Annotated in this window: 17 protein-coding genes and 1 tRNA gene; 9 read left to right on the top strand and 9 right to left on the bottom strand. The window is 71.2% G+C overall.

What is annotated here, in order from left to right:
- Positions 1-2: 2 nt before the first annotated feature.
- The 5 genes from ACFYZA_RS17595 to ACFYZA_RS17575 form a co-directional block, all read right to left on the bottom strand.
- Positions 3-1,181 carry an MFS transporter gene (locus ACFYZA_RS17595; protein ID WP_382582361.1) on the bottom strand — a complete coding sequence of 393 codons (1,179 nt, stop codon included), beginning with the start codon at positions 1,179-1,181 and terminating at the stop codon, positions 3-5.
- Positions 1,181-1,813 carry a thymidylate kinase gene (locus tag ACFYZA_RS17590; protein ID WP_388491315.1) on the bottom strand — a complete coding sequence of 211 codons (633 nt, stop codon included), beginning with the start codon at positions 1,811-1,813 and terminating at the stop codon, positions 1,181-1,183. Before ACFYZA_RS17590 ends, ACFYZA_RS17595 begins: the two co-directional genes overlap by 1 nt.
- Before the next feature lie 1,152 nt (positions 1,814-2,965).
- Positions 2,966-3,039, bottom strand: a tRNA-Pro gene (locus tag ACFYZA_RS17585).
- A gap of 29 nt (positions 3,040-3,068) precedes the next feature.
- On the bottom strand, positions 3,069-3,815 hold the full coding sequence (locus tag ACFYZA_RS17580; protein WP_382582298.1) for a Pr6Pr family membrane protein: 747 nt from the start codon (positions 3,813-3,815) through the stop codon (positions 3,069-3,071).
- 455 nt (positions 3,816-4,270) lie between these two features.
- Positions 4,271-5,197 (bottom strand): metallophosphoesterase, encoded by a 927-nt coding sequence (locus ACFYZA_RS17575; protein ID WP_388491312.1) that lies wholly within the window; start codon positions 5,195-5,197, stop codon positions 4,271-4,273.
- A gap of 92 nt (positions 5,198-5,289) precedes the next feature.
- Between ACFYZA_RS17575 and ACFYZA_RS17570 the strand changes: the two genes are divergently transcribed.
- Positions 5,290-5,754 carry a GatB/YqeY domain-containing protein gene (locus tag ACFYZA_RS17570; protein WP_382582292.1) on the top strand — a complete coding sequence of 155 codons (465 nt, stop codon included), beginning with the start codon at positions 5,290-5,292 and terminating at the stop codon, positions 5,752-5,754.
- Positions 5,755-5,854: 100 nt separating this feature from the next.
- Here the strand turns inward: ACFYZA_RS17570 and ACFYZA_RS17565 are convergent, their stop codons facing one another.
- Positions 5,855-8,128 (bottom strand): transglycosylase domain-containing protein, encoded by a 2,274-nt coding sequence (locus ACFYZA_RS17565; RefSeq protein WP_382582289.1) that lies wholly within the window; start codon positions 8,126-8,128, stop codon positions 5,855-5,857.
- Positions 8,129-8,544: 416 nt separating this feature from the next.
- On the opposite strand from ACFYZA_RS17565, the gene ACFYZA_RS17560 reads away from it, so the two are divergent.
- A complete protein-coding gene (locus tag ACFYZA_RS17560) occupies positions 8,545-8,913 on the top strand; it encodes a WhiB family transcriptional regulator (RefSeq protein ID WP_382582706.1) in 369 nt (122 codons plus the stop codon).
- A 13-nt stretch (positions 8,914-8,926) separates the two neighbouring features.
- On the opposite strand, the gene ACFYZA_RS17555 is transcribed toward ACFYZA_RS17560, so the two are convergent.
- Together ACFYZA_RS17555 and ACFYZA_RS17550 are read right to left on the bottom strand one after the other, a co-directional pair.
- The gene (locus ACFYZA_RS17555; RefSeq protein WP_382582286.1) at positions 8,927-10,261 is read right to left on the bottom strand and encodes an ArsA family ATPase; all 1,335 of its coding nucleotides are present in this window, start codon (positions 10,259-10,261) and stop codon (positions 8,927-8,929) included.
- Positions 10,258-11,220: an ArsA-related P-loop ATPase gene (locus tag ACFYZA_RS17550; RefSeq protein WP_388491308.1), complete on the bottom strand. Its 963-nt coding sequence runs from the start codon at positions 11,218-11,220 to the stop codon at positions 10,258-10,260. Before ACFYZA_RS17550 ends, ACFYZA_RS17555 begins: the two co-directional genes overlap by 4 nt.
- A gap of 96 nt (positions 11,221-11,316) precedes the next feature.
- On the opposite strand from ACFYZA_RS17550, the gene ACFYZA_RS17545 reads away from it, so the two are divergent.
- From ACFYZA_RS17545 to ACFYZA_RS17530, 4 genes are all read left to right on the top strand, one after another.
- Positions 11,317-11,475, top strand: coding sequence for a DUF4177 domain-containing protein (locus ACFYZA_RS17545; RefSeq protein WP_003967454.1), 159 nt, complete (start codon positions 11,317-11,319; stop codon positions 11,473-11,475).
- Entirely contained in the window at positions 11,472-11,939 is a 468-nt protein-coding gene (locus tag ACFYZA_RS17540) for a RidA family protein (RefSeq protein ID WP_382582280.1), read from the top strand. Before ACFYZA_RS17545 ends, ACFYZA_RS17540 begins: the two co-directional genes overlap by 4 nt.
- A gap of 195 nt (positions 11,940-12,134) precedes the next feature.
- Positions 12,135-13,010 carry an NUDIX hydrolase gene (locus tag ACFYZA_RS17535; RefSeq protein ID WP_388491305.1) on the top strand — a complete coding sequence of 292 codons (876 nt, stop codon included), beginning with the start codon at positions 12,135-12,137 and terminating at the stop codon, positions 13,008-13,010.
- 40 nt (positions 13,011-13,050) lie between these two features.
- Complete coding sequence (locus ACFYZA_RS17530; protein ID WP_388491303.1) at positions 13,051-13,881, top strand: MBL fold metallo-hydrolase; 831 nt, start codon at positions 13,051-13,053, stop codon at positions 13,879-13,881.
- A 78-nt stretch (positions 13,882-13,959) separates the two neighbouring features.
- On the opposite strand, the gene ACFYZA_RS17525 is transcribed toward ACFYZA_RS17530, so the two are convergent.
- Positions 13,960-14,634, bottom strand: coding sequence for a Crp/Fnr family transcriptional regulator (locus ACFYZA_RS17525; RefSeq protein WP_017947815.1), 675 nt, complete (start codon positions 14,632-14,634; stop codon positions 13,960-13,962).
- 538 nt (positions 14,635-15,172) lie between these two features.
- On the opposite strand from ACFYZA_RS17525, the gene nth reads away from it, so the two are divergent.
- From nth to ACFYZA_RS17510, 3 genes are all read left to right on the top strand, one after another.
- Positions 15,173-16,261 (top strand): endonuclease III, encoded by a 1,089-nt coding sequence (gene nth / locus ACFYZA_RS17520; protein ID WP_388491556.1) that lies wholly within the window; start codon positions 15,173-15,175, stop codon positions 16,259-16,261.
- Between the two features lie 462 nt (positions 16,262-16,723).
- Entirely contained in the window at positions 16,724-17,401 is a 678-nt protein-coding gene (locus ACFYZA_RS17515) for an NUDIX hydrolase (RefSeq protein ID WP_388491553.1), read from the top strand.
- Between the two features lie 13 nt (positions 17,402-17,414).
- Positions 17,415-18,614: a MarP family serine protease gene (locus ACFYZA_RS17510; protein WP_382582270.1), complete on the top strand. Its 1,200-nt coding sequence runs from the start codon at positions 17,415-17,417 to the stop codon at positions 18,612-18,614.
- Positions 18,615-18,627: the final 13 nt, after the last annotated feature.

Here is an 18,627-nt window from a genome sequence, read left to right as displayed (position 1 = left end):
CGCTACGCCGCCCGGGAGCGTGTCTCGGCGCGGCGTACCACCGGTGGTACGGCCGCCCCCGCCGATATCAGAATCCCGCACAGCGCGAGCCAGCCGAGCGGGCCGGCCATCAGGCACAGCGCGTTCAGGAGCGAGGGCGCCACGGCGGTGCCCAGGCCGGTGCCCAGACCGAACACGCCCTGGTACTCGCCCTGCGCGTGGTCGGGTGCCAGGCCGAACGACACGGCGTACTCGCCCGCCGTGAAGACCATCTCGCCCAGCGTCAGCACGGCGGTCCCGGCCAGCAGCAGCGCCATCGCGGCCGCGCCCGACACATGTGCGGCCAGGTACACCATGAGTACGGCGACGGCGACGGCCGGGCCGCTGCGGCGCAGGGCGACGGCGCCGTCCCGTGGTGTCTCCACCCCGCGCGCGACCCGGGTCTGGAAGACCACCACGAGGACCGCGCTCAGCGCGAAGGTGAGGGACACGGTCCAGCGCGGGGCGTCGGTGTGTTCCGCGATCCACACCGGCATCAGCACCGCGAGGAACGTCTCGAACATGACGAGCACCCCGGCGAGCAGGCTGACCGCGACGAACGGGCGGTCGGTCAGGGCGGCTTGGCGCTTGCTGGAGACCGTGGCGTCCCGCTCCACCGGCGGCAGATGCCCCAGCCGCCACACCAGACCGGCGGCGATGAGGTAGGAGCAGACGTCGGCCAGCACGGCGACCGTGTAGCCCGTCCTGCTGTCCACTTGCAGCGCGATGCCGCCGAGCAGCGATCCGCTGACCATGGCCAGGTTCTGGAGCGAGTACAGCCTGGCCCGGTACATGACCTTGTCGTCGCCGCCGACATGGGCGATCAGGGCGCCGGTGATGGCGGGGAAGGCGCCCTTGCCGACGGCGACCAGCACGATCACCGCGAGAAAGCCCTCGAAGCTGCCCACGGTGAGCAGCAGCGCCGACGCGACCGCCTGCACCAGCAGACCCGACACCCCCACCTCGCGCGGACCGAACCGGTCGGCGAGGCGTCCGGCGGCCGGCCCCGCGAGCAGGCCGACGAGGGACGCGGCCGTCAGCCCGGTGACGACCCGCGAGGTGTCGAGCCCCACGATCCTTACCAGGAACAGCACTTGGAGCGGGGCCCACACCCCCGTGCCGAGATAGCGGACGAACAGCGCGGCCGCGAGGCTGCGCCGCATCACTGGTCCTTCAGGAGCGCCGCGACGATCGTCTTCAGCTCCTGCTGGGCCGACCCGGGAGAATCAGTGCGGATCACGCTCCAGTCGTACTCCTTCGCCCAGCCGAGCAACACCTCGCGGACCGCGCTCTGGTGGCGCAGGAAGTTCTCGGGGCGGCACTCCAGGTCGCATCCGCACTCGTAGGGCGCGAGGTCGCCCTTCTTGCGCCGCAGCGCCTCCTCGGGCGCGACGTCGAAGTAGATGATCCGGTCGACCGGCGCGATGGCCTCGACGATGGCCTCCACCAGACCCCGGTGGGTGCCGGAGATGAGCTCGGCGGCGGCGTGCTTGGCCCAGTAGCCGTCGAGGACGACGAGTTCCTCCTGGGCGGCGGCCGCGTAGTGGGCGGCCATCGTGTTCATCCAGCCGAGGAAGAGCATGCGGGCCGGAGAGGGCATTTCCGCGATGCACACCCGTATCTCCTCCTGCCGGGACCCGCGCAGGAACCGGGCCTCGGGCATCACGGTCTCGTCGAACAGCTGCCACTTGCTGACGGTCCTGAACGACACGCCCAGTTCGCCGGCCCAGTCCGCGAGCCGGGCGAGCTGAGTGGACTTTCCCGCGCCGTCGGGCCCATCGAGTGCGATGATCACGTTTCGCTTCTCCTTCGTCGTCCACCGGTTCCGGCCGTGCCGGTGCCGTGGTTCCCACTCGGCAAACCAGGCTCCCTGACCGGGCGTTGGTACGCGCGGCCGAACCCTGGTGCAGCCCCGTCACCAGCGCCGCTATCCGAAGGTACGCGGAGTGGATCAGCGACGGGTCGCATATCGGAAGCCCCCCACATACTCATGGTGCGCCGCCCCGGTCGGCTCCCGCCCGCCCTCAACGGGTCTTTTCCGGGACACCAGTTGTGGAAGGACGCCGGGCCGGGGCGCTTGCCGACGGCGCCGGGCCGGGGCGTTCGCCGACCGCATCCTTTACGTCCTCTACATCCGCTACACCCTCTACATCCTTTGGCCTACTACGCGATCGGCCCTGAAGAGGACGCCCTTGCGGCCCGCCCGCGAGAACGTTGATCCGTGCGAGCAACCATCGGATACGCCGTCGAAAGCATCGGCTACGTCATAGGAGCCCAGGGCCTCGTCAGCCTCGTGTCACAGCCGCTCTTCGGCACGGAGTGGGGCTGGCCGCACACTCTGGCAGCAGTGGATCGGCGAGCCGCCCAGCAAGGACCGCAGCGCCCTCGACAGCTACCGTGAGTTCATCGGCGAGCTCAGCACGTACGCCGACGAGGCGCCCACGCACTGTTCGGCCAAGCCCGTTTGATCGAGAGGGCGTTGGCCACGGGAGGGGCGCGGAGGCCGGCGGCAGCGGGCTAACCGCTGAGCGCATCCACGAGGTAAATGAAGCGCGTCAGGCCCAAGACGGCGACGACTCCAAGTGCAATGACTCCCAGCGAGCAGACCAATGCGATCACGGTCGTGATCCGAGCCCACCCTTGAGCCCTGGTGTAGTCGGTTTCGCCGTCCCAAGCTTGATCAGACATGGCCCCTGGCTGGCCACGGCACTCAGCGACGGATCGGGTGGGGCGCTGTTGCTCGGTAAGGCAGAGGTGATCGTATGACCGCATCCTCATCAGGCCGATCAAGGGAGCCTGCCGAGGATGATGACTCCGAGGGCGGAGCGCCGCCAGGTTGCGCGTTGGGGAAGCGGCCGGGTTCGTCGGGGCCGGGGCTCGGCCCACAGGCAGAAACAGATCAGGCGAGTACTCGCGTGAGTACTCGCCTGATCTGGTGTTTCGGCTGTCGGGGTGGCGGGATTTGAACCCACGACCTCTTCGTCCCGAACGAAGCGCGCTGCCAAGCTGCGCTACACCCCGATCGTCTCCGCTTGTCGCGGCGACGTCGTTTACTTTAGCCCACTGGCGGCTGGAGACGAAATCCGGTTTTCGGGGCCCCGGAGGCAGGGGCGGACGCGGTCCAGGCCGGTGATCAACAGGGCCAGTGCGTAGAAGGCGAGGCCGAGGACCACCGCGTTGGTCAGGATGGCCGCGTACCCGTGCTGGGCGACGTCGAGGAAGGGGTACGGGTAGCGGGCCGTGGTGCCGGGAGAGAGCAGGGCGCCTCGGATCAGGGCGAAGGCGAAGTAGGCCAGCGGATACAGGAGCCACTGCGCGGCGTGGCGCGGGCGCAGGCCGCCGGGGCGGGTCAGGAGCAGCCAGTCCAGGGCCGCGCCGAGCGGCGTGACCGTGTGCAGGAGCTGGTTGGACACGGTTCGCCAGCCGGTCACGGCCACCGCTTGGTCGCCCGTCATCGAGAAGCCGCTGGAGCTGTTGGCGAGGACCAGGTGGTAGACCAGGCCGGTGATCGAGATGTAGAGGAGTACGCCCCCGGTGACGCGGGCCGGGAGCGGCGGCCGGCCCCGCCAGGCGCGTACCGCCGACCAGCCGAAGGCGACGGCCACGAGCACGTTCGACTGGATCGTGAAGTAGCTCAGCACGCGCGGCGGGCTGCCCGTCAGCAGGTCGATCACGATGCCGACCACCGCGGCCGCGCAGATCAGCGCGCGGAAGGCTGCCGCGTAGGGGCGGCGGGCGGTCGGCAGGACGGCGGAAGCGGGTGCGTCGGCCGGGCCGCCCCCGCGCCCCTCCTGCACGGACCTGCCCCGCACCGACTCGCCCCGCACCGACCTACCCCGCACGAACCCGCCCCGCATGGACTCGCCCCGTACGGACCCGCCCCGCACCGACCTACCCCGCACTGACCCGGGCGTAGAGGACGTCCCGGCTGTTTGGGGTGTCTGGGGCGTCTGGTGTGTATTGGGGGAAATGTGGTCGTTACGCATGGGTTCACGGTAGGGGGTTGCCCCTGGCCCCGCCCGTGCCGGGTCCCGCGAGGGTGCCCAGCCCAGCCCAGCCCAGCCCGTGCCCGGTCCCTCGACGGTGCCTGGCCCGTCCCCATCCCGGCCCCGCCCATGCCGGACCTCGCCGCAGAGCGGGCCAGCCCCGCCCGGCACCGCAAGCCCAAGCCAGCCCCGCGCCCCCCGCGCCCCCCGCACCGCAAGCCCGCCCCGAGCCCCCTAAAGGCAGAGCCCCCTGAAGCGGCGCCGCCCTACCGCCGGCCCACCAGCGTCAGCAGCGTCGCCTCCGGGGGGCAGGCGAAGCGGACCGGGGTGTAGCGGTTGGTGCCGCAGCCGGCCGAGACGTGGAGGTAGGCGCGGTTGCCGTCGGCCTCGTGCGTGGACAGGCCCTTCACTCGGTCCGTGTCCAGGTCGCAGTTGGTGACCAGAGCGCCGTAGAAGGGGATGCAGAGCTGGCCGCCGTGCGTGTGGCCGGCCAGGATCAGCGGATAGCCGTCCGCCGTGAAGGACTCCAGGGAGCGCAGGTAGGGCGCGTGGACCACCGCGATCGACAGGTCCGCGCCCGTCTCGGGGCCCCCGGCCACCCGCTCGTACCGGTCGCGCTTGATGTGCGGGTCGTCCAGGCCGGTGAAGGCCAGCTCCATCCCGTCGAGCTTGAGGCGGCCCCGGGCGTTGCTCAGGTTCACCCAGCCCGCCGAGTCGAAGGCGTCCCGCAGGTCCTCCCACGGGTTGTGGACGACGCCGACGGCCGGCGCGTTGCCGTTGAGGCCGTGCTTGCCCTGCGCCTTCTCGAACAGGTACCGGGCCGGGTTGCGCAGCTTCGGGCCGTAGTAGTCGTTGGAGCCGAAGACGTAGACCCCGGGGAACTCCATCAGGGGGCCGAGGGCGTCGAGCGCCTCGGGGACGCCCTCCGGGTCCGACAGGTTGTCGCCGGTGTTCACCACGAAATCGGGGCGCAGGCCCGCGAGCGACTGCAGCCACGCCCGCTTCTTGCGCTGGCCGGACACCATGTGGATGTCCGAGACCTGGAGGACGCGCAACGGGCGCGCCCCCGGCGGCAGCACGGGCACCGTCACCCGGCGCAGCCGGAACGATCTCACCTCGAAGCCGGCCGCATAGGCGAAGCCGGCGGCCCCGACCGCCGTGATACCCAAGGGAATTCCGTATCGCGCGCGCATGCGTCCATCGTCGCAGACCCGGCGGTGGCGGGATCAACCGCGCGGGATCAATCGGCGGGCGGGCAGCGCACGGCACCTGACACACTGGGGACATGACCACGCTCAAGGCCCGACTCAAGGACGACCTCACCACCGCCATGAAGGCGCGCGACGAGCTCCGCTCGTCCACGCTCCGGCTGACCCTCACCGCCGTCGCCAAGGAAGAGGTCGCCGGCACGTCCGCGCGCGAGCTCTCCGACGACGAGGTCCTCAAGGTGATCGCCAAGGAGGCGAAGAAGCGCCGCGAGGCGGCCGAGGCCTTCGACAAGGGCGGCCGGGCCGAGTCCGCCGCGCGTGAGCTGGCCGAGGGCGAGATCCTCGACGCGTACCTGCCCAAGCAGCTCTCCGACGACGAGCTCGCGGCCATCGTCGCGAGTGCCGTCGAGGAGGCGAAGGCCGCCGGCGCCGAGGGGCCGCGCGCGATGGGCGCCGTCATGAAGATCGTGAACCCGAAGGTGGCCGGCCTCGCCGACGGCGGGCGCGTCGCCGCCGCGGTGAAGCAGCGCCTGGCCGGCTGACCTCCGGCACAGCACGTACGCCGAAGGGGCGCCCCGGGATCCACATCCCGGGGCGCCCCTTCACGTGTCGAGGACTACGAACGCGACACCGTCACCGCCGCTACTGCGGCCACCCGCCCGTGTCGCCGCCCACCACGCCCGGCGGGAGGGAGATGCCCGGGAACGGGTCCTGGCCGCCGCGGCCCGGAGGCTTGTTGTCGCCGCCCGGCTTCGGCTTGTGCTTGCCCTTGTTCTTGCTCTTGTCGCCGTTGTTGCCCTGCGCGCCGGCCGTCGTCGTCGTGTCGCCGCCCGGCTTCTGGCCGCCGTTGTCGGGGATGTTGACGCTGACGAAGGGCGGCGAGTTCTGGCCCTGGAGCGCGCCGGTCATCGCGTCGCGCCAGATGGGACCGGGGACCTGGCCACCGTAGACCTGCTCCTGGAACTGGCCGCCGATGGTGATGTTGTTCATCTCGACCCGCTGGGACGGGCTGCCGACCCACACCGCGGCCGACAGGTTCGAGGTGTAGCCGACGAACCAGGCGTTCTTGCGGGCGTCGGTGGTACCCGTCTTGCCCGCGTTGTCACGGTCCTTGAGGCCGGCCTCGGTACCGGTACCGGAGTCGACCACGCCGCGCAGCAGCGTGTTGATGCTGTCCGCGGTGCTCTGCTGCATCGCCTGCGAGCAGGCCGTCTTCGGCACCGGCAGCGGGGAGCCGTCCACCTTCTTGATGGACTCGATGGCGATCGGCGTGCAGTACGTGCCCCGGTTGGCGAAGGCCGCGTACGCCGAGGCCATCGTCAGCGGCGAGATGCCGGTGGAGCCGAGCGTCAGCGCCGAGGGCACCATGGGGAGCTTGTCGCCGTTGCCCTGGGTGACCTTCAGCCGGTCCGTCATCTGGGAGACGGGGCACATGCCGATGTCGCCGAGCATCTGCACGAAGTACGTGTTGACCGACTTGGCCATCGCGTCCTTCAGCGAGAACGGGCCGATCTCGCTCTCGTTCTCGTTCTCCAGGTGCGCCGGGTGCTTCGGGTCGTTCACCCACGGCTTGCCGTTGCACGTCTGGACCGACGCGGGGTAGTCCATCTCGTACGGCGCGGGGTACTGCTGGGTCGGCGGCTTGCCGCCCTCGATCGCCGCCGCGGCCAGGAACGGCTTGAAGGTCGAGCCGACCGGGAAGCCGAAGTTGGAGCCGCCCATCTGGCGGTTGACCGAGAAGTTGATCTGCGTCTCGTTGTCCCCGAAGCCGTACGGCTTGGACTGGCCCATCGCGAGGATCTTGCCGCTGCCGGGCTGGACCAGCGTGACGGCCGTCGCGACCGAGTCCTTCTGGTAGACGTGCGCCTTGATCGACTCCTGCGTCGACTTCTGGGCCTGCGGGTCGAGCGTCGTCTGGACGGTGAGCCCGCCCTGGTTCCAGAGCTTGGCGCGCTCTTCCTTCGTCTTGCCGAAGACCGGGTCGGACAGGAAGACCTCGCGCACGTAGTCGCAGAAGAAGCCCGCGCCCTCGACGGCGGTGATGCAGCCGTTCTTGGGCCGGCTCACATTGAGCTTGATCGGCTCTTCCATGGCCTTGTCGGCCTCGCCCTGCGAGATGTCCTTCATGTCGGCCATCCGCTGGAGCACCGTGTTGCGGCGCTTCTTGGACTCCTGCGCGTCGTTGACGGGGTCGTACCGGCTGGGCGACTGCACGATGCCGGCCAGCATCGCCGACTCGTCCAGGGTGAGGTCCTTGGCCGGCTTGGAGAAGTAGCGCTTGGCGGCGGCCTCGATGCCGTACGCCTGCTGCCCGAAGAACGTGATGTTGAGGTAGTTCTCCAGGATCTTCTTCTTGCCGAGCTCCTCCTCGACCTGGATCGCGTACTTCAGCTCCTTGACCTTGCGGCCGATCGTCTGCTGGGTGGCCTCGGCGACCTTGTCGGGGTCGTCACCGGCCTCCTCGACGAAGACGTTCTTCACGTACTGCTGCGTCAGCGTGGACGCGCCCTGGGCGACACCGCCGCTGGTCGCGTTCTTGTTCATCGCGCGCAGGACGCCCTTGAGGTCGATCGCGCCGTGCTCGTAGAAGCGCGAGTCCTCGATCGCGACGATCGCCTTCTGCATGTACGGGGAGATGTCGGCGAGCGGCACCACGGTGCGGTCGCGCGAGTACACCTGGGCGATCGTGCCGCCCTTGTTGTCCAGGATCGTGGTGCGCTGGCTCAGCGGCGGGGTCTTCAGGTTGGCCGGGATCTCGTCGAACCCCTCGACCGTGCCCTTGGCCGCGAGCCCCAGTGCGCCGGCCGCCGGCAGGGCGATCCCGGCGAGCACCGCCCCCGCCAACACACTCACGCCAAGGAACTTGGCCGCCTGCTGGGTCCCGGTCAGGCCTCCGCCCGATCGCTTCATTGCCATGGGGGGCAGCCTACGTTCTCAATCGCCGGACACAGGTGAAGGCTCTGGCCTAAGCTGCTCTCAACTGTCACAGCAGTGCGGCTGCGCATCAAGACCCCGGCCGCACTGGGGAGTGTTCCGCCGTCCCCGAATCCGGCGAGAATCAGCCCAGTTGATGTCCGATTGCACCTCATGCGTCACCCGGTGTCCGTTGCGCCTCAGCTGATACGTCCCGTTATTTCGGATTGGTCACGCATGTCCTCCGGTCACTCCGTTGGGTGATCTGCCGCGTACGCATAGTCCGTTCGGGCCATTCAAGATTGGGCCCGACGGGGGTGTTGCGCTGTGCCCACCTTCCGTAACGTCCTCAACTGGCAGCGGTGAATATGCCTCTGCCGCCGTGGGGGAGCCTCGATTCGGGAGAGGACGGCGCCGGCATGGGCTGGGTAACCGACTGGAGTGCGCAGGCAGCCTGCCGCACTACCGATCCGGACGAACTGTTTGTACAAGGCGCAGCGCAGAACAGGGCCAAGGCGGTGTGCACCGGTTGCCCGGTGCGGACCGAGTGCCTGGCCGATGCGCTCGACAATCGCGTCGAATTCGGCGTGTGGGGCGGAATGACGGAACGGGAGCGACGCGCCCTTTTGCGCAGGCGCCCCACCGTCACCTCGTGGCACCGCCTCTTGGAGACCGCGCGCACCGAGTACGAGCGCAGCACGGGAATCCTGCCCGTGTGCGCGGAGGAGGACTCGGACTACGACTACCCGCATTCCTTCGGGGACGAGGCGTACGCGGCGGTGGGCTGACGGAGCCGGGAACTCAGGAAGCTCCGGCCGGAGATCCACCGGCCGCGAGCCGTTCCCCGATGGTCCGCAGCCCCGCGAGGTCGTGCACATCGCCCGGCAGGGCGGCCACTTCGGCGACCTTGACCTCGGGGTGGAGTGCGGCGAAACGGTCGCGCGTCCGCTGTTCACGCGCGAGCACCTGCATCCGCTCGGCGTGCAGCCGCAGCAACCCTGCGGTCAGCCGCTCGACGGAATCGTCCGCCGAAGGGGAATCCCCGGGCTCGGCAGCGTCGGCAACGCCTTCGGGAACCTCGGTGGCTTGGGCGGCTGTAGCGGTCTCGGGAGAGGAAACGCCGGAGCCACGACCTCCAGCCTTCCCGGCCTCCTGATCCACAATGCCGCGTTCGTCAAGATTTTCGGCAGGTCCCTCCGGGGCCTCCTCCAGGCTCTCCGCCGCGGCCAGAGCGCGCTCCGCCGAGAGCCGGGCGGCCGCGCTGCCGTGCACGCGGTTCAGTACGAGCCCGGCCAGCGGCATGTCGTCGGCGGCCAGGCGCTCCACGAAGTACGCGGCCTCGCGCAGCGCGTCCCGCTCGGGCGCCGCGACGACGAGGAACGCCGTGCCGGGCGCCTGCAACAGCCGGTAGGTGGCGTCGGCCCTGGTCCGGAACCCGCCGAACATCGTGTCCATGGCCGCCACGAAGGTCTGCACATCGTGCAGGAACGGTCCGCCGAGCAGCTTGCCGAGCGTGCCGGTCATCATCGACATGCCGACGTTGAGGAACTTCATCCCGGCCCGGCCGCCCATCTTCGCGGGCGCCATCAGCAGCTTGATGAACTTGCCGTCCAGGAACGACCCGAGCCGCTTGGGCGCGTCCAGGAAGTCGAGCGCGGAGCGCGACGGCGGGGTGTCCACCACGATCAGGTCCCACTCGTCCCTGGCCCGCAGCTGTCCCAGCTTCTCCATCGCCATGTACTCCTGCGTGCCCGCGAAGCCGGCCGACAGGGACTGGTAGAAGGGGTTCGTCAGGATCGCCTTGGCCCGCTCGGGATCCGCGTGCGCCTCGACGATCTCGTCGAAGGTCCGCTTCATGTCGAGCATCATGGCGTGCAGTTCGCCCTCGCCCTGGACGTCCTTGACCCGGCGGGGGGTGTTGTCGAGCGAGTCGATGCCCATGGACTGGGCCAGCCTGCGGGCCGGGTCGATGGTGAGCACCACGACCTTGCGGCCCCGCTCGGCGGCCCGAACTCCCAGTGCGGCGGCGGTAGTTGTCTTGCCGACTCCGCCCGATCCGCAGCACACGATGATGCGGGTGCCCGCATCGTCGAGCAGTGGATCGATCGCCAGTGCCCCGGCCGCGTCCAACGTCACTCACCCACCCCGAGCTTGCGCAGTTCCGAGGCCAGGCGATAGAGCCCGGCCAGGTCCATTCCCTCGCCGATCAGCGGCAGTTCGTACGTCGCGAGTCCCAACGTGCCCAAAGCAGCGCGCTGTTCACGCTCCAGCTCCACCCGCTCCGCATGTTCGGCGGCCTGTTCGAGGAGCGGCGTCACCAGCTTCGCCGAGCCGGTCACCCCGGCCCGCGTCAGCGTCCTGACGACCTCCTTGCGCCGGTCGCCGGTGACCCCCCGCACCGCCGCCTCGTCCAGGAGGTGCGGGCGGACCATGTTCACGATGACCTTGCCGACCGGCAGTTCGGCCCCGCGCAGCTCGGCGATCCCGTCCACCGTCTCCTGGACGGGCATCTCCTCCAGGAGCGTCACCAAGTGCACTGCCGTCTCGGGGGACTTGAGGACCCGCATGACGGCCTGCGCCTGATTGTGTATCGGGCCGATCTTCGCCAGGCCCGCCACCTCGTCGTTCACGTTCAGGAAGCGGGTGATGCGCCCGGTGGGCGGCGCGTCCATCACGACGTAGTCGTACGCGTACGCGCCCTGCTTGTTCTTGCGGCGCACCGCCTCGCACGCCTTGCCGGTCAGGAGCACGTCCCGGACCCCCGGCGCGATGGTCGTCGCGAAGTCGATCGCGCCGAGCTTCTTCAGCGCCCGGCCCGCGCCGCCCAGTTTGTAGAACATCTGGAGGTAGTCGAGGAGCGCCCGTTCCGCGTCGATGGCCAGTGCGTACACCTCCCCGCCACCGGGCGCCACGGCGATCTTGCGCTCCTCGTACGGAAAGGCCTCCGTCTCGAAGAGCTGCGCGATGCCCTGTCTGCCCTCGACCTCGACGAGGAGCGTGCGCCTGCCCTCCGTCGCGAGGGCGAGCGCGAGTGCTGCGGCGACCGTGGTCTTGCCGGTACCGCCCTTGCCGCTGACGACCTGGAGCCTGCTCACACCTTCGAGCCTAACCAGTCCGCCCGCGACCTACGCATGTGGTCCGGGTAAGGAGCCCGCGCGAGGGGGCGGCGGGCAGCGGCTACAGTCGGGCCCATGACCAAGTGGGAATACGCGACCGTGCCCCTTCTCGTGCACGCGACCAAGCAGATTCTGGACACCTGGGGCGAGGACGGCTGGGAGCTTGTCCAGGTCGTCCCCGGGCCGAACAACCCCGAGCAGTTGGTGGCCTACCTGAAGCGGGAGAAGGCATGAGCGCCGTCGAGGCGAAGCTGGCGGAACTGGGCCTGACCCTCCCGTCGGTCGTCCCGCCGCTCGCCGCGTACCAGCCGGCCGTGCGGTCCGGGGCGTACGTGTACACCGCCGGCCAGCTCCCCATGGTGGAGGGCAAGCTGCCCGTCACCGGCAAGGTCGGCGGCGAGGTCACCGCGGAGGAGGCCAAGGAACTGGCCGCCACCTGCGCCCTCAACGCGCTCGCCGCGGTCAAGTCCGTCGTGGGCGACCTGGACCGCATCGCGCGCGTCGTGAAGGTCGTCGGCTTCGTGGCCTCCGCCCCCGACTTCACCGGGCAGCCCGGCGTCCTCAACGGCGCCAGCGAGCTCCTCGGCGCCGTCCTCGGCGACAAGGGCGTGCACGCCCGCAGCGCCGTCGGCGTCGCGGTGCTGCCCCTCGACGCCCCGGTCGAGGTCGAGATCCAGGTGGAACTCGTCCAGGCCTGATCCCGGGTCCCGGTCCGCCGAGGACCGACCGCCTGTCGCGAAGGGCCGGCCCCCAGGGGCCGGCCCTTCGTCGATCCGACGGCCCGCGGGTCCTCCGCGTGCCGGACGCGTGCCGAACGCCGTCGGACGTGTCAAAGGGATGTCACCTACACGCACCCCCTCGAACATCCGCACGCCACCCCGTAGCATCCGCCCATGCCCAATGGTCAGTGGTACCCGCCGGAGTGGCCGGACCGCATCCGCGCCCTCGCCGCAGGCGAGCTCACCGCGGTCGAGCCGCGGCGGGCCGCGACCGTGATGCTGCTGCGCGACGGCCCGGACACCGGCCCCGCCGTGCACATGCTGCGCCGCCGCACCTCCATGGCCTTCGCCGGCGGCGCGTACGCCTACCCGGGCGGCGGCGTGGACCCCCGCGACGCCGAGGACGCCCGGCTCGGCTGGGCGGGCCCGACCCGCGAGACCTGGGCCGAACGCCTGGGCACCGACCCCGCCGCCGCCCAGGCCGTCGTCTGCGCCGCCGTGCGCGAGACCTACGAGGAGGCGGGCGTCCTCCTCGCGGGCCCCGACGCCACCACCGTCGTCGGCGACACCACCGGCGACGACTGGGAGGCCGACCGCCAGGCCCTGGTGACCCGCGAGCTGAGCTTCGCCGAGTTCCTCGACCGGCGCGGCCTCGTGCTCCGCTCGGACCTGCTCGGCGCCTGGGCGCGCTGGATCACCCCGGAATTCGAGCCCCGGCGGTACGACACCTGGTTCTTCGTGGCCGCCCTGCCCGAGGGCCAGGTGACCCGGAACGCCTCGACCGAGGCCGACCGCACGGTCTGGATCCGCCCCGCCGAAGCCGCCGCCGGCTACGACAGGGGCGAGCTCCTGATGATGCCGCCGACCATCTCCACCCTGCGCGACCTCCTCCCGTACGCCGGCGCCGCCGAGGCCCTGGCGGCCGCCGCCGGACGCGATCTGACCCCGGTCCTCGCCCGGGCCCGCCTGACCGACACCGGGGAACTGATCCTGAGCTGGCCGGGCCACGACGAGTTCACCAAGCACATCCCGGCCGGGGGCCGGTCCTGATGGCTCCCACCGCCTGCCCCGCCACCCCCGGAGGTGCCGTATGAGTGACGCCGCCGCCCTTCCCGGGCAGCCGCGCGGCGGGGTCCTCTCGGGCCCCGCGACCGACCGTGCGATCAACGTCCTCGCGCCCAACGCCTCCGCGATGACCCTGGACGGCACCAACACCTGGATCGTCGCCGAGCCCGACTCCGACCTGGCCGTCGTCATCGACCCCGGGCCGCTCGACGACGGGCACCTCAGTCATGTCATCGCCACGGCCGAGAAGGCCGGCAAGCGGGTCGCGCTGACCCTCCTGACCCACGGACACCCCGACCACGCCGAGGGCGCGGCCCGCTTCGCGGAGCTGACCCGTACCCCGGTGCGCGCCCTGGACCCGGCCCTGCGCCTGGGGGACGAGGGCCTCGCGGCCGGCGATGTCGTCACCACCGGCGGCCTGGAGCTGAGGGTGGTGCCCACGCCCGGCCACACGGCGGACTCGCTCTGCTTCCATCTGCCCGCCGACCGGGCGGTGTTGACGGGCGACACCGTCCTCGGGCGCGGCACGACCGTGGTGGCCCACCCCGACGGCCGCCTCGGCGACTACCTCGACTCCCTGCGCAGGCTGCGTTCGCTGACGGTCGACGACGGCGTGCACACCGTCCTGCCGGGGCACGGCCCGGTCCTCGACGACGCACAGGGAGCCGTCGAGTTCTACCTGGCCCACCGCGCCCACCGGCTCGCCCAGGTGGAGACGGCGGTGGAGAACGGCCACCGCACGGCGGCGGACGTGGTGGCCCGGGTCTACTCGGACGTCGACCGCTCGCTGTGGCCGGCCGCCGAACTCTCGGTGCGCGCGCAGCTGGAGTACCTGCGGGAGCACGGGCTCATCTGAGGGCGGGCCCGGTGTCCGTGCGGGCAGGCGAAAGGGGCCGGTCCCGTGCGGGGCCGGCCCCTTTCGCGTACGAGCGGGTCAGCGCGAGCGCTTCGCCAGGCGCTCCACGTCCAGCAGGATGACCGCGCGGGCCTCCAGGCGCAGCCAGCCGCGCTGGGCGAAGTCGGCGAGGGCCTTGTTGACCGTCTCGCGGGAGGCGCCGACCAGCTGGGCCAGCTCCTCCTGCGTCAGGTCGTGCACGACGTGGATGCCCTCCTCGGACTGCACGCCGAAGCGGCGCGACAGGTCGAGGAGCGCGCGGGCGACACGGCCCGGCACGTCGGAGAAGACCAGGTCGGACATCTGGTCGTTGGTCTTGCGCAGCCGGCGCGCGACGGCGCGCAGCAGCGCGGTGGCCACCTCGGGGCGGGCGTTCAGCCAGGGCTGAAGGTCGCCGTGGCCCAGGCCGAGCAGCTTGACCTCGGTCAGCGCGGTCGCGGTGGCGGTGCGCGGGCCCGGGTCGAAGAGCGACAGCTCGCCGATCAGCTCACCGGGGCCGAGAACGGCCAGCATGTTCTCGCGGCCGTCGGGTGAGGTCCGGTGCAGCTTCACCTTGCCCTCGGTGACCACGTACAGGCGGTCACCCGGGTCGCCCTCGTGGAAGAGCGCGTCGCCGCGGGCGAGCGTCACTTCACTCATCGAGGCGCGCAGCTCCGCGGCCTGCTCGTCATCGAGCGCCGCGAAGAGCGGGGCGCGCCGCAGAACGTCGTCCACGAATCTCTCCTTGTGACCGGTTATCAGGGGATCCAGCTCCCCATTTTGCCGGACGGTATAAACAGTGCGATCAATCACAGGATGACGTACTGGAGTGCCGGACCGTGAGTCAGGGGGCCGATTGGGGCTGTGATTCGCGGTGGCCGGGGCGGATGTCAGTGTCGGGCTTTAGGCTGGCCGAGTGTCCAATTCGCCGGTGAGAGCGCAGGCCAGGGGGGCTGGAAGAGTGTCCGCAGAGAACGATTCCGCTGTGGGCGAACAGCCCGCGTCCAAGCCGAAAGAGCCCGCGAAGCGGGCCTCGCGGGGCCCCGGAGCCACCCCGTCGGCACGGGCGGCCAAGCCGGTCGTCAACCCCGCCGACCCGAACGGAGAGGCCGCCCGAGTGAAGCCCACCGCGAAGCGGTCCGCGACCGAGAAGGCCGCGACCGTGGACCCCGCTTCCGAGAAGGCGGCCGCGACGAAGAAGGCGGCTTCGACGAAGCAGGCCGTCGCGGTGAAGTCCGCCGCGACCAAGGACCCTGCCTCGAAGAAGGCGGCCATGACCAAGGACCCCGCCGCCAAGAAGGCGGCCGCTGGGCAGCCGGCCTCCAAGAAGGCCGCCGAAGCGCCCGGGGCCGCCAAGAAGGCCGCTGCGACGAAGAAGGCCGTTGCCGTGAAGCCCGCGACGAAGAAGGCGGCTGCGACGAAGAAGGCTGCCGCGACGAAGGCTGCCGCGACGAAGAAGGCGGCTGCGACGAAGAAGGCCGCTGCGACGAAGAAGGCCGCCTCGACCCGGGCCGCCGCCAAGAAGGTCGCCGCCACGGAGAAGGCCGGGGCCGGCAGCGGGGCCGGGGGTGTCATGGGGAAGGGCCCGGGCGGCAAGCCCGAGTCGCACGCGGCGATGGTGCGGCGGGCCCGGCGGATCAATCGCGAGCTCGCCGAGGTCTACCCGTACGCCCATCCCGAGCTGGACTTCCGCAACCCGTTCGAGCTGCTGGTCGCGACGGTCCTCTCCGCGCAGACCACCGACCTGCGGGTCAATCAGACGACGCCGGGCCTCTTCGCCGCCTATCCGACCCCCGAGGACCTCGCCGCGGCGAACCCCGAGGACGTCGAGGAGATCATCCGGCCCACCGGCTTCTTCCGGGCCAAGACCAAGTCGATCATGGGCCTCGCCATCGCCCTCAGAGACGAGTTCGGCGGTGAGGTGCCGGGCCGCCTCGCGGATCTGGTCAAGCTGCCGGGCGTCGGACGCAAGACCGCGAACGTCGTGCTGGGCAACGCGTTCGGCGTGCCGGGGATCACCGTCGACACCCACTTCGGGCGGCTGGTGCGCCGGTTCGGGTGGACCGATCAGGACGACCCGGTGAAGGTCGAGGCGGAGATCTGCGCGATCTTCCCCGAGAGCGAGTGGACGATGCTCTCGCACCGGGTCGTCTTCCACGGCCGCCGCATCTGCCACGCCCGCAAGCCCGCCTGCGGCGCCTGCCCGATCGCCCCGCTCTGCCCGTCCTACGGCGAGGGCGAGACCGACCCCGAGAAGGCGCGCAAGCTCCTCAAGTACGAGAAGGGCGGGCTGCCCGGCCAGCGGCTGAGCCCGCCGCCGGACTACCCGGGGCTGCCCGCGCCGCCGCTGGGAGCCGGCTGACGTCACCCGGAAGACGGACGCCGGCGCGGCCCGGAACGAAAGCGACCGGCACACGCGTTGTGGTCGATGAAACGAACGGGGGTGCAGATGACGCACACGAGCGAGACGTACGACGGTGATCTGAGCGGTGTCGGTGGCCTCGGCCGCGCCGCGGGCCGGGCCGGCCGGACGGACGCCGGGCGCGGCCTTGGCGGCGCCCCGAGCGGCCGCGTCGGCGGCCCCGGCCACGCGACGGCCGTGGACCGCGCCGAAGGACCGGCCGGGTCCGACGCCCCGCACGCTCCGGCCCGGCCCGAAGCCCAGCGCGGCCAGGCCGTGCCCGACGCCCAGCGCGGCACGGGCGGGCCCGCACAGGACACCGCCGGACCGCTCGCCCCCGAGGTCACCGAGCCCGCCCCCGAGCCCGCCGCCGGCGGCCGGGTGGAGCACGGCCGGGCTGCCGGTGCCGAGCCGGGCAGCCGGGTGGACGGGCACGGCCTCACCGTGAGCAGCGAAGGCCTGCCCGACTGGCTGGCGCCGGTCGCGCGGGCGGCCGAGTCCGTCGCGCCCGAGCAGATGAGCCGGTTCCTGCCGCCGGAGAGCGGCGACGGGCGGCAGTCCGCCGTGCTCGTGCTGTTCGGCGAGGGCCCGCGCGGCCCCGAGCTGCTCCTCATGGAGCGGGCGAGCCAGCTCCGTTCGCACGGCGGCCAGCCCTCCTTCCCGGGCGGCTCCCTCGACCCCGAGGACGGCGACCCGGCCACCACGGGCCCGCTGCGGGCCGCGCTGCGCGAGGCCGAGGAGGAGACCGGGCTCGACCCGGCCGGCGTCCAGCTCTTCGGCGTGCTGCCCCGGCTCTACATCCCGGTGAGCGGTTTCGTCGTGACGCCCGTGCTCGGCTGGTGGCGCGAGCCGACGCCGGTGCGCGCGGTCGACAGCGGCGAGACGGCCCGTGTCTTCACGGTCCCCGTGGCGGATCTCACGGACCCGGCCAATCGCGCCACCGCGGTCCACCCGAAGGGACACGCAGGCCCGGCATTCCTGGTCGAATCGGCGCTGGTCTGGGGGTTCACGGCAGGTGTGATCGACCGGATCGTGCACTACGCGGGCTGGGAGCGCCCGTGGGACCGGGCCAAGCGGGTGCCGCTCGACTGGCACGCGTGACAGGCTGGGGCTCGTGAACGTGCTGGACATCCTGTTGCTGGTCGCCGCCGTGTGGTTCGCGATCGTCGGCTACCGCCAGGGCTTCGTCGTCGGCATCCTGTCGGTGATCGGGTTCCTCGGCGGTGGCCTCGTCGCCGTGTACCTGCTCCCGCTCATCTGGGACCAGCTGACCAACGAGTCCCAGGTCTCGACGACAGCGGCCGTCGTCGCGGTCGTCGTCGTGATCGTCTGCGCCTCGGTGGGCCAGGCCCTCACCACCCATCTGGGCAACAAGCTGCGCCGGTACATCACGTGGTCGCCCGCGAGAGCCCTGGACGCGACGGGCGGCGCCCTGGTCAACGTCCTCGCCATGCTGCTCGTGGCCTGGCTGATCGGCTCCGCCCTCGCCGGGACGGCCCTGCCGACGCTGGGCAAGGAGGTCCGCAACTCCAAGGTCCTGCTCGGGGTGTCCAATGTGATGCCCCAACAGGCCTCCACCTGGTTCAGCGACTTCTCCTCGGTCCTCGCGCAGAACGGCTTCCCGCAGGTCTTCACGCCGTTCTCCAACGAGTCGATCCCCGACGTCCAGGCACCCGATCCCAAGCTCGTCGGCCGCCCGGTCGTGGCCGCCGCCAAGAAGTCCATCGTCAAGGTCGTCGGCATGGCCCCGAGCTGCGGCAAGCGCCTAGAAGGCACCGGCTTCGTCTTCGGCGACCGCCGCGTCATGACCAACGCGCACGTGGTGGGCGGGGTGGACGAGCCGACCGTCCAGATAGGCGGCCAGGGGCGTACGTACGACGCGAAGGTCGTGCTCTACGACTGGCGCCGGGACATCGCGGTCCTGGACGTGCCGGACCTGAAGGCGCCCCCCCTGGAGTTCTCCTCCGCCGACGCCCGCACCGGCGACAGCGCGATCGTCGCCGGCTTCCCCGAGGACCACCCCTACGACGTCCGCTCCGCCCGCATCCGCGGCCGGATCAGCGCCAAGGGCCCGGACATCTACCACCGGGGCACGGTCCGCCGCGATGTCTACTCGCTGTTCACCACGGTCCGCCCCGGCAATTCGGGCGGCCCGCTGCTGACTCCGCAGGGCAAGGTGTACGGGGTGGTCTTCGCCAAGTCGCTGGACGACCCGGACACGGGCTACGCGCTGACCGCCGACGAGATCCAGGCCGACATCCAGCAGGGCCGCACGGCCAGTCAGCAGGTCGACAGCCAGCAGTGCGCCCTGTGACCACCTGCGGACC

Origin of the sequence: Streptomyces sp. NPDC001828 (assembly GCF_042892175.1) — a bacterium.
GTDB lineage: Bacteria > Actinomycetota > Actinomycetes > Streptomycetales > Streptomycetaceae > Streptomyces.
Note: the sequence above shows the minus strand (reverse complement) of the source record. Positions and strands in the feature narration are given on the sequence as shown.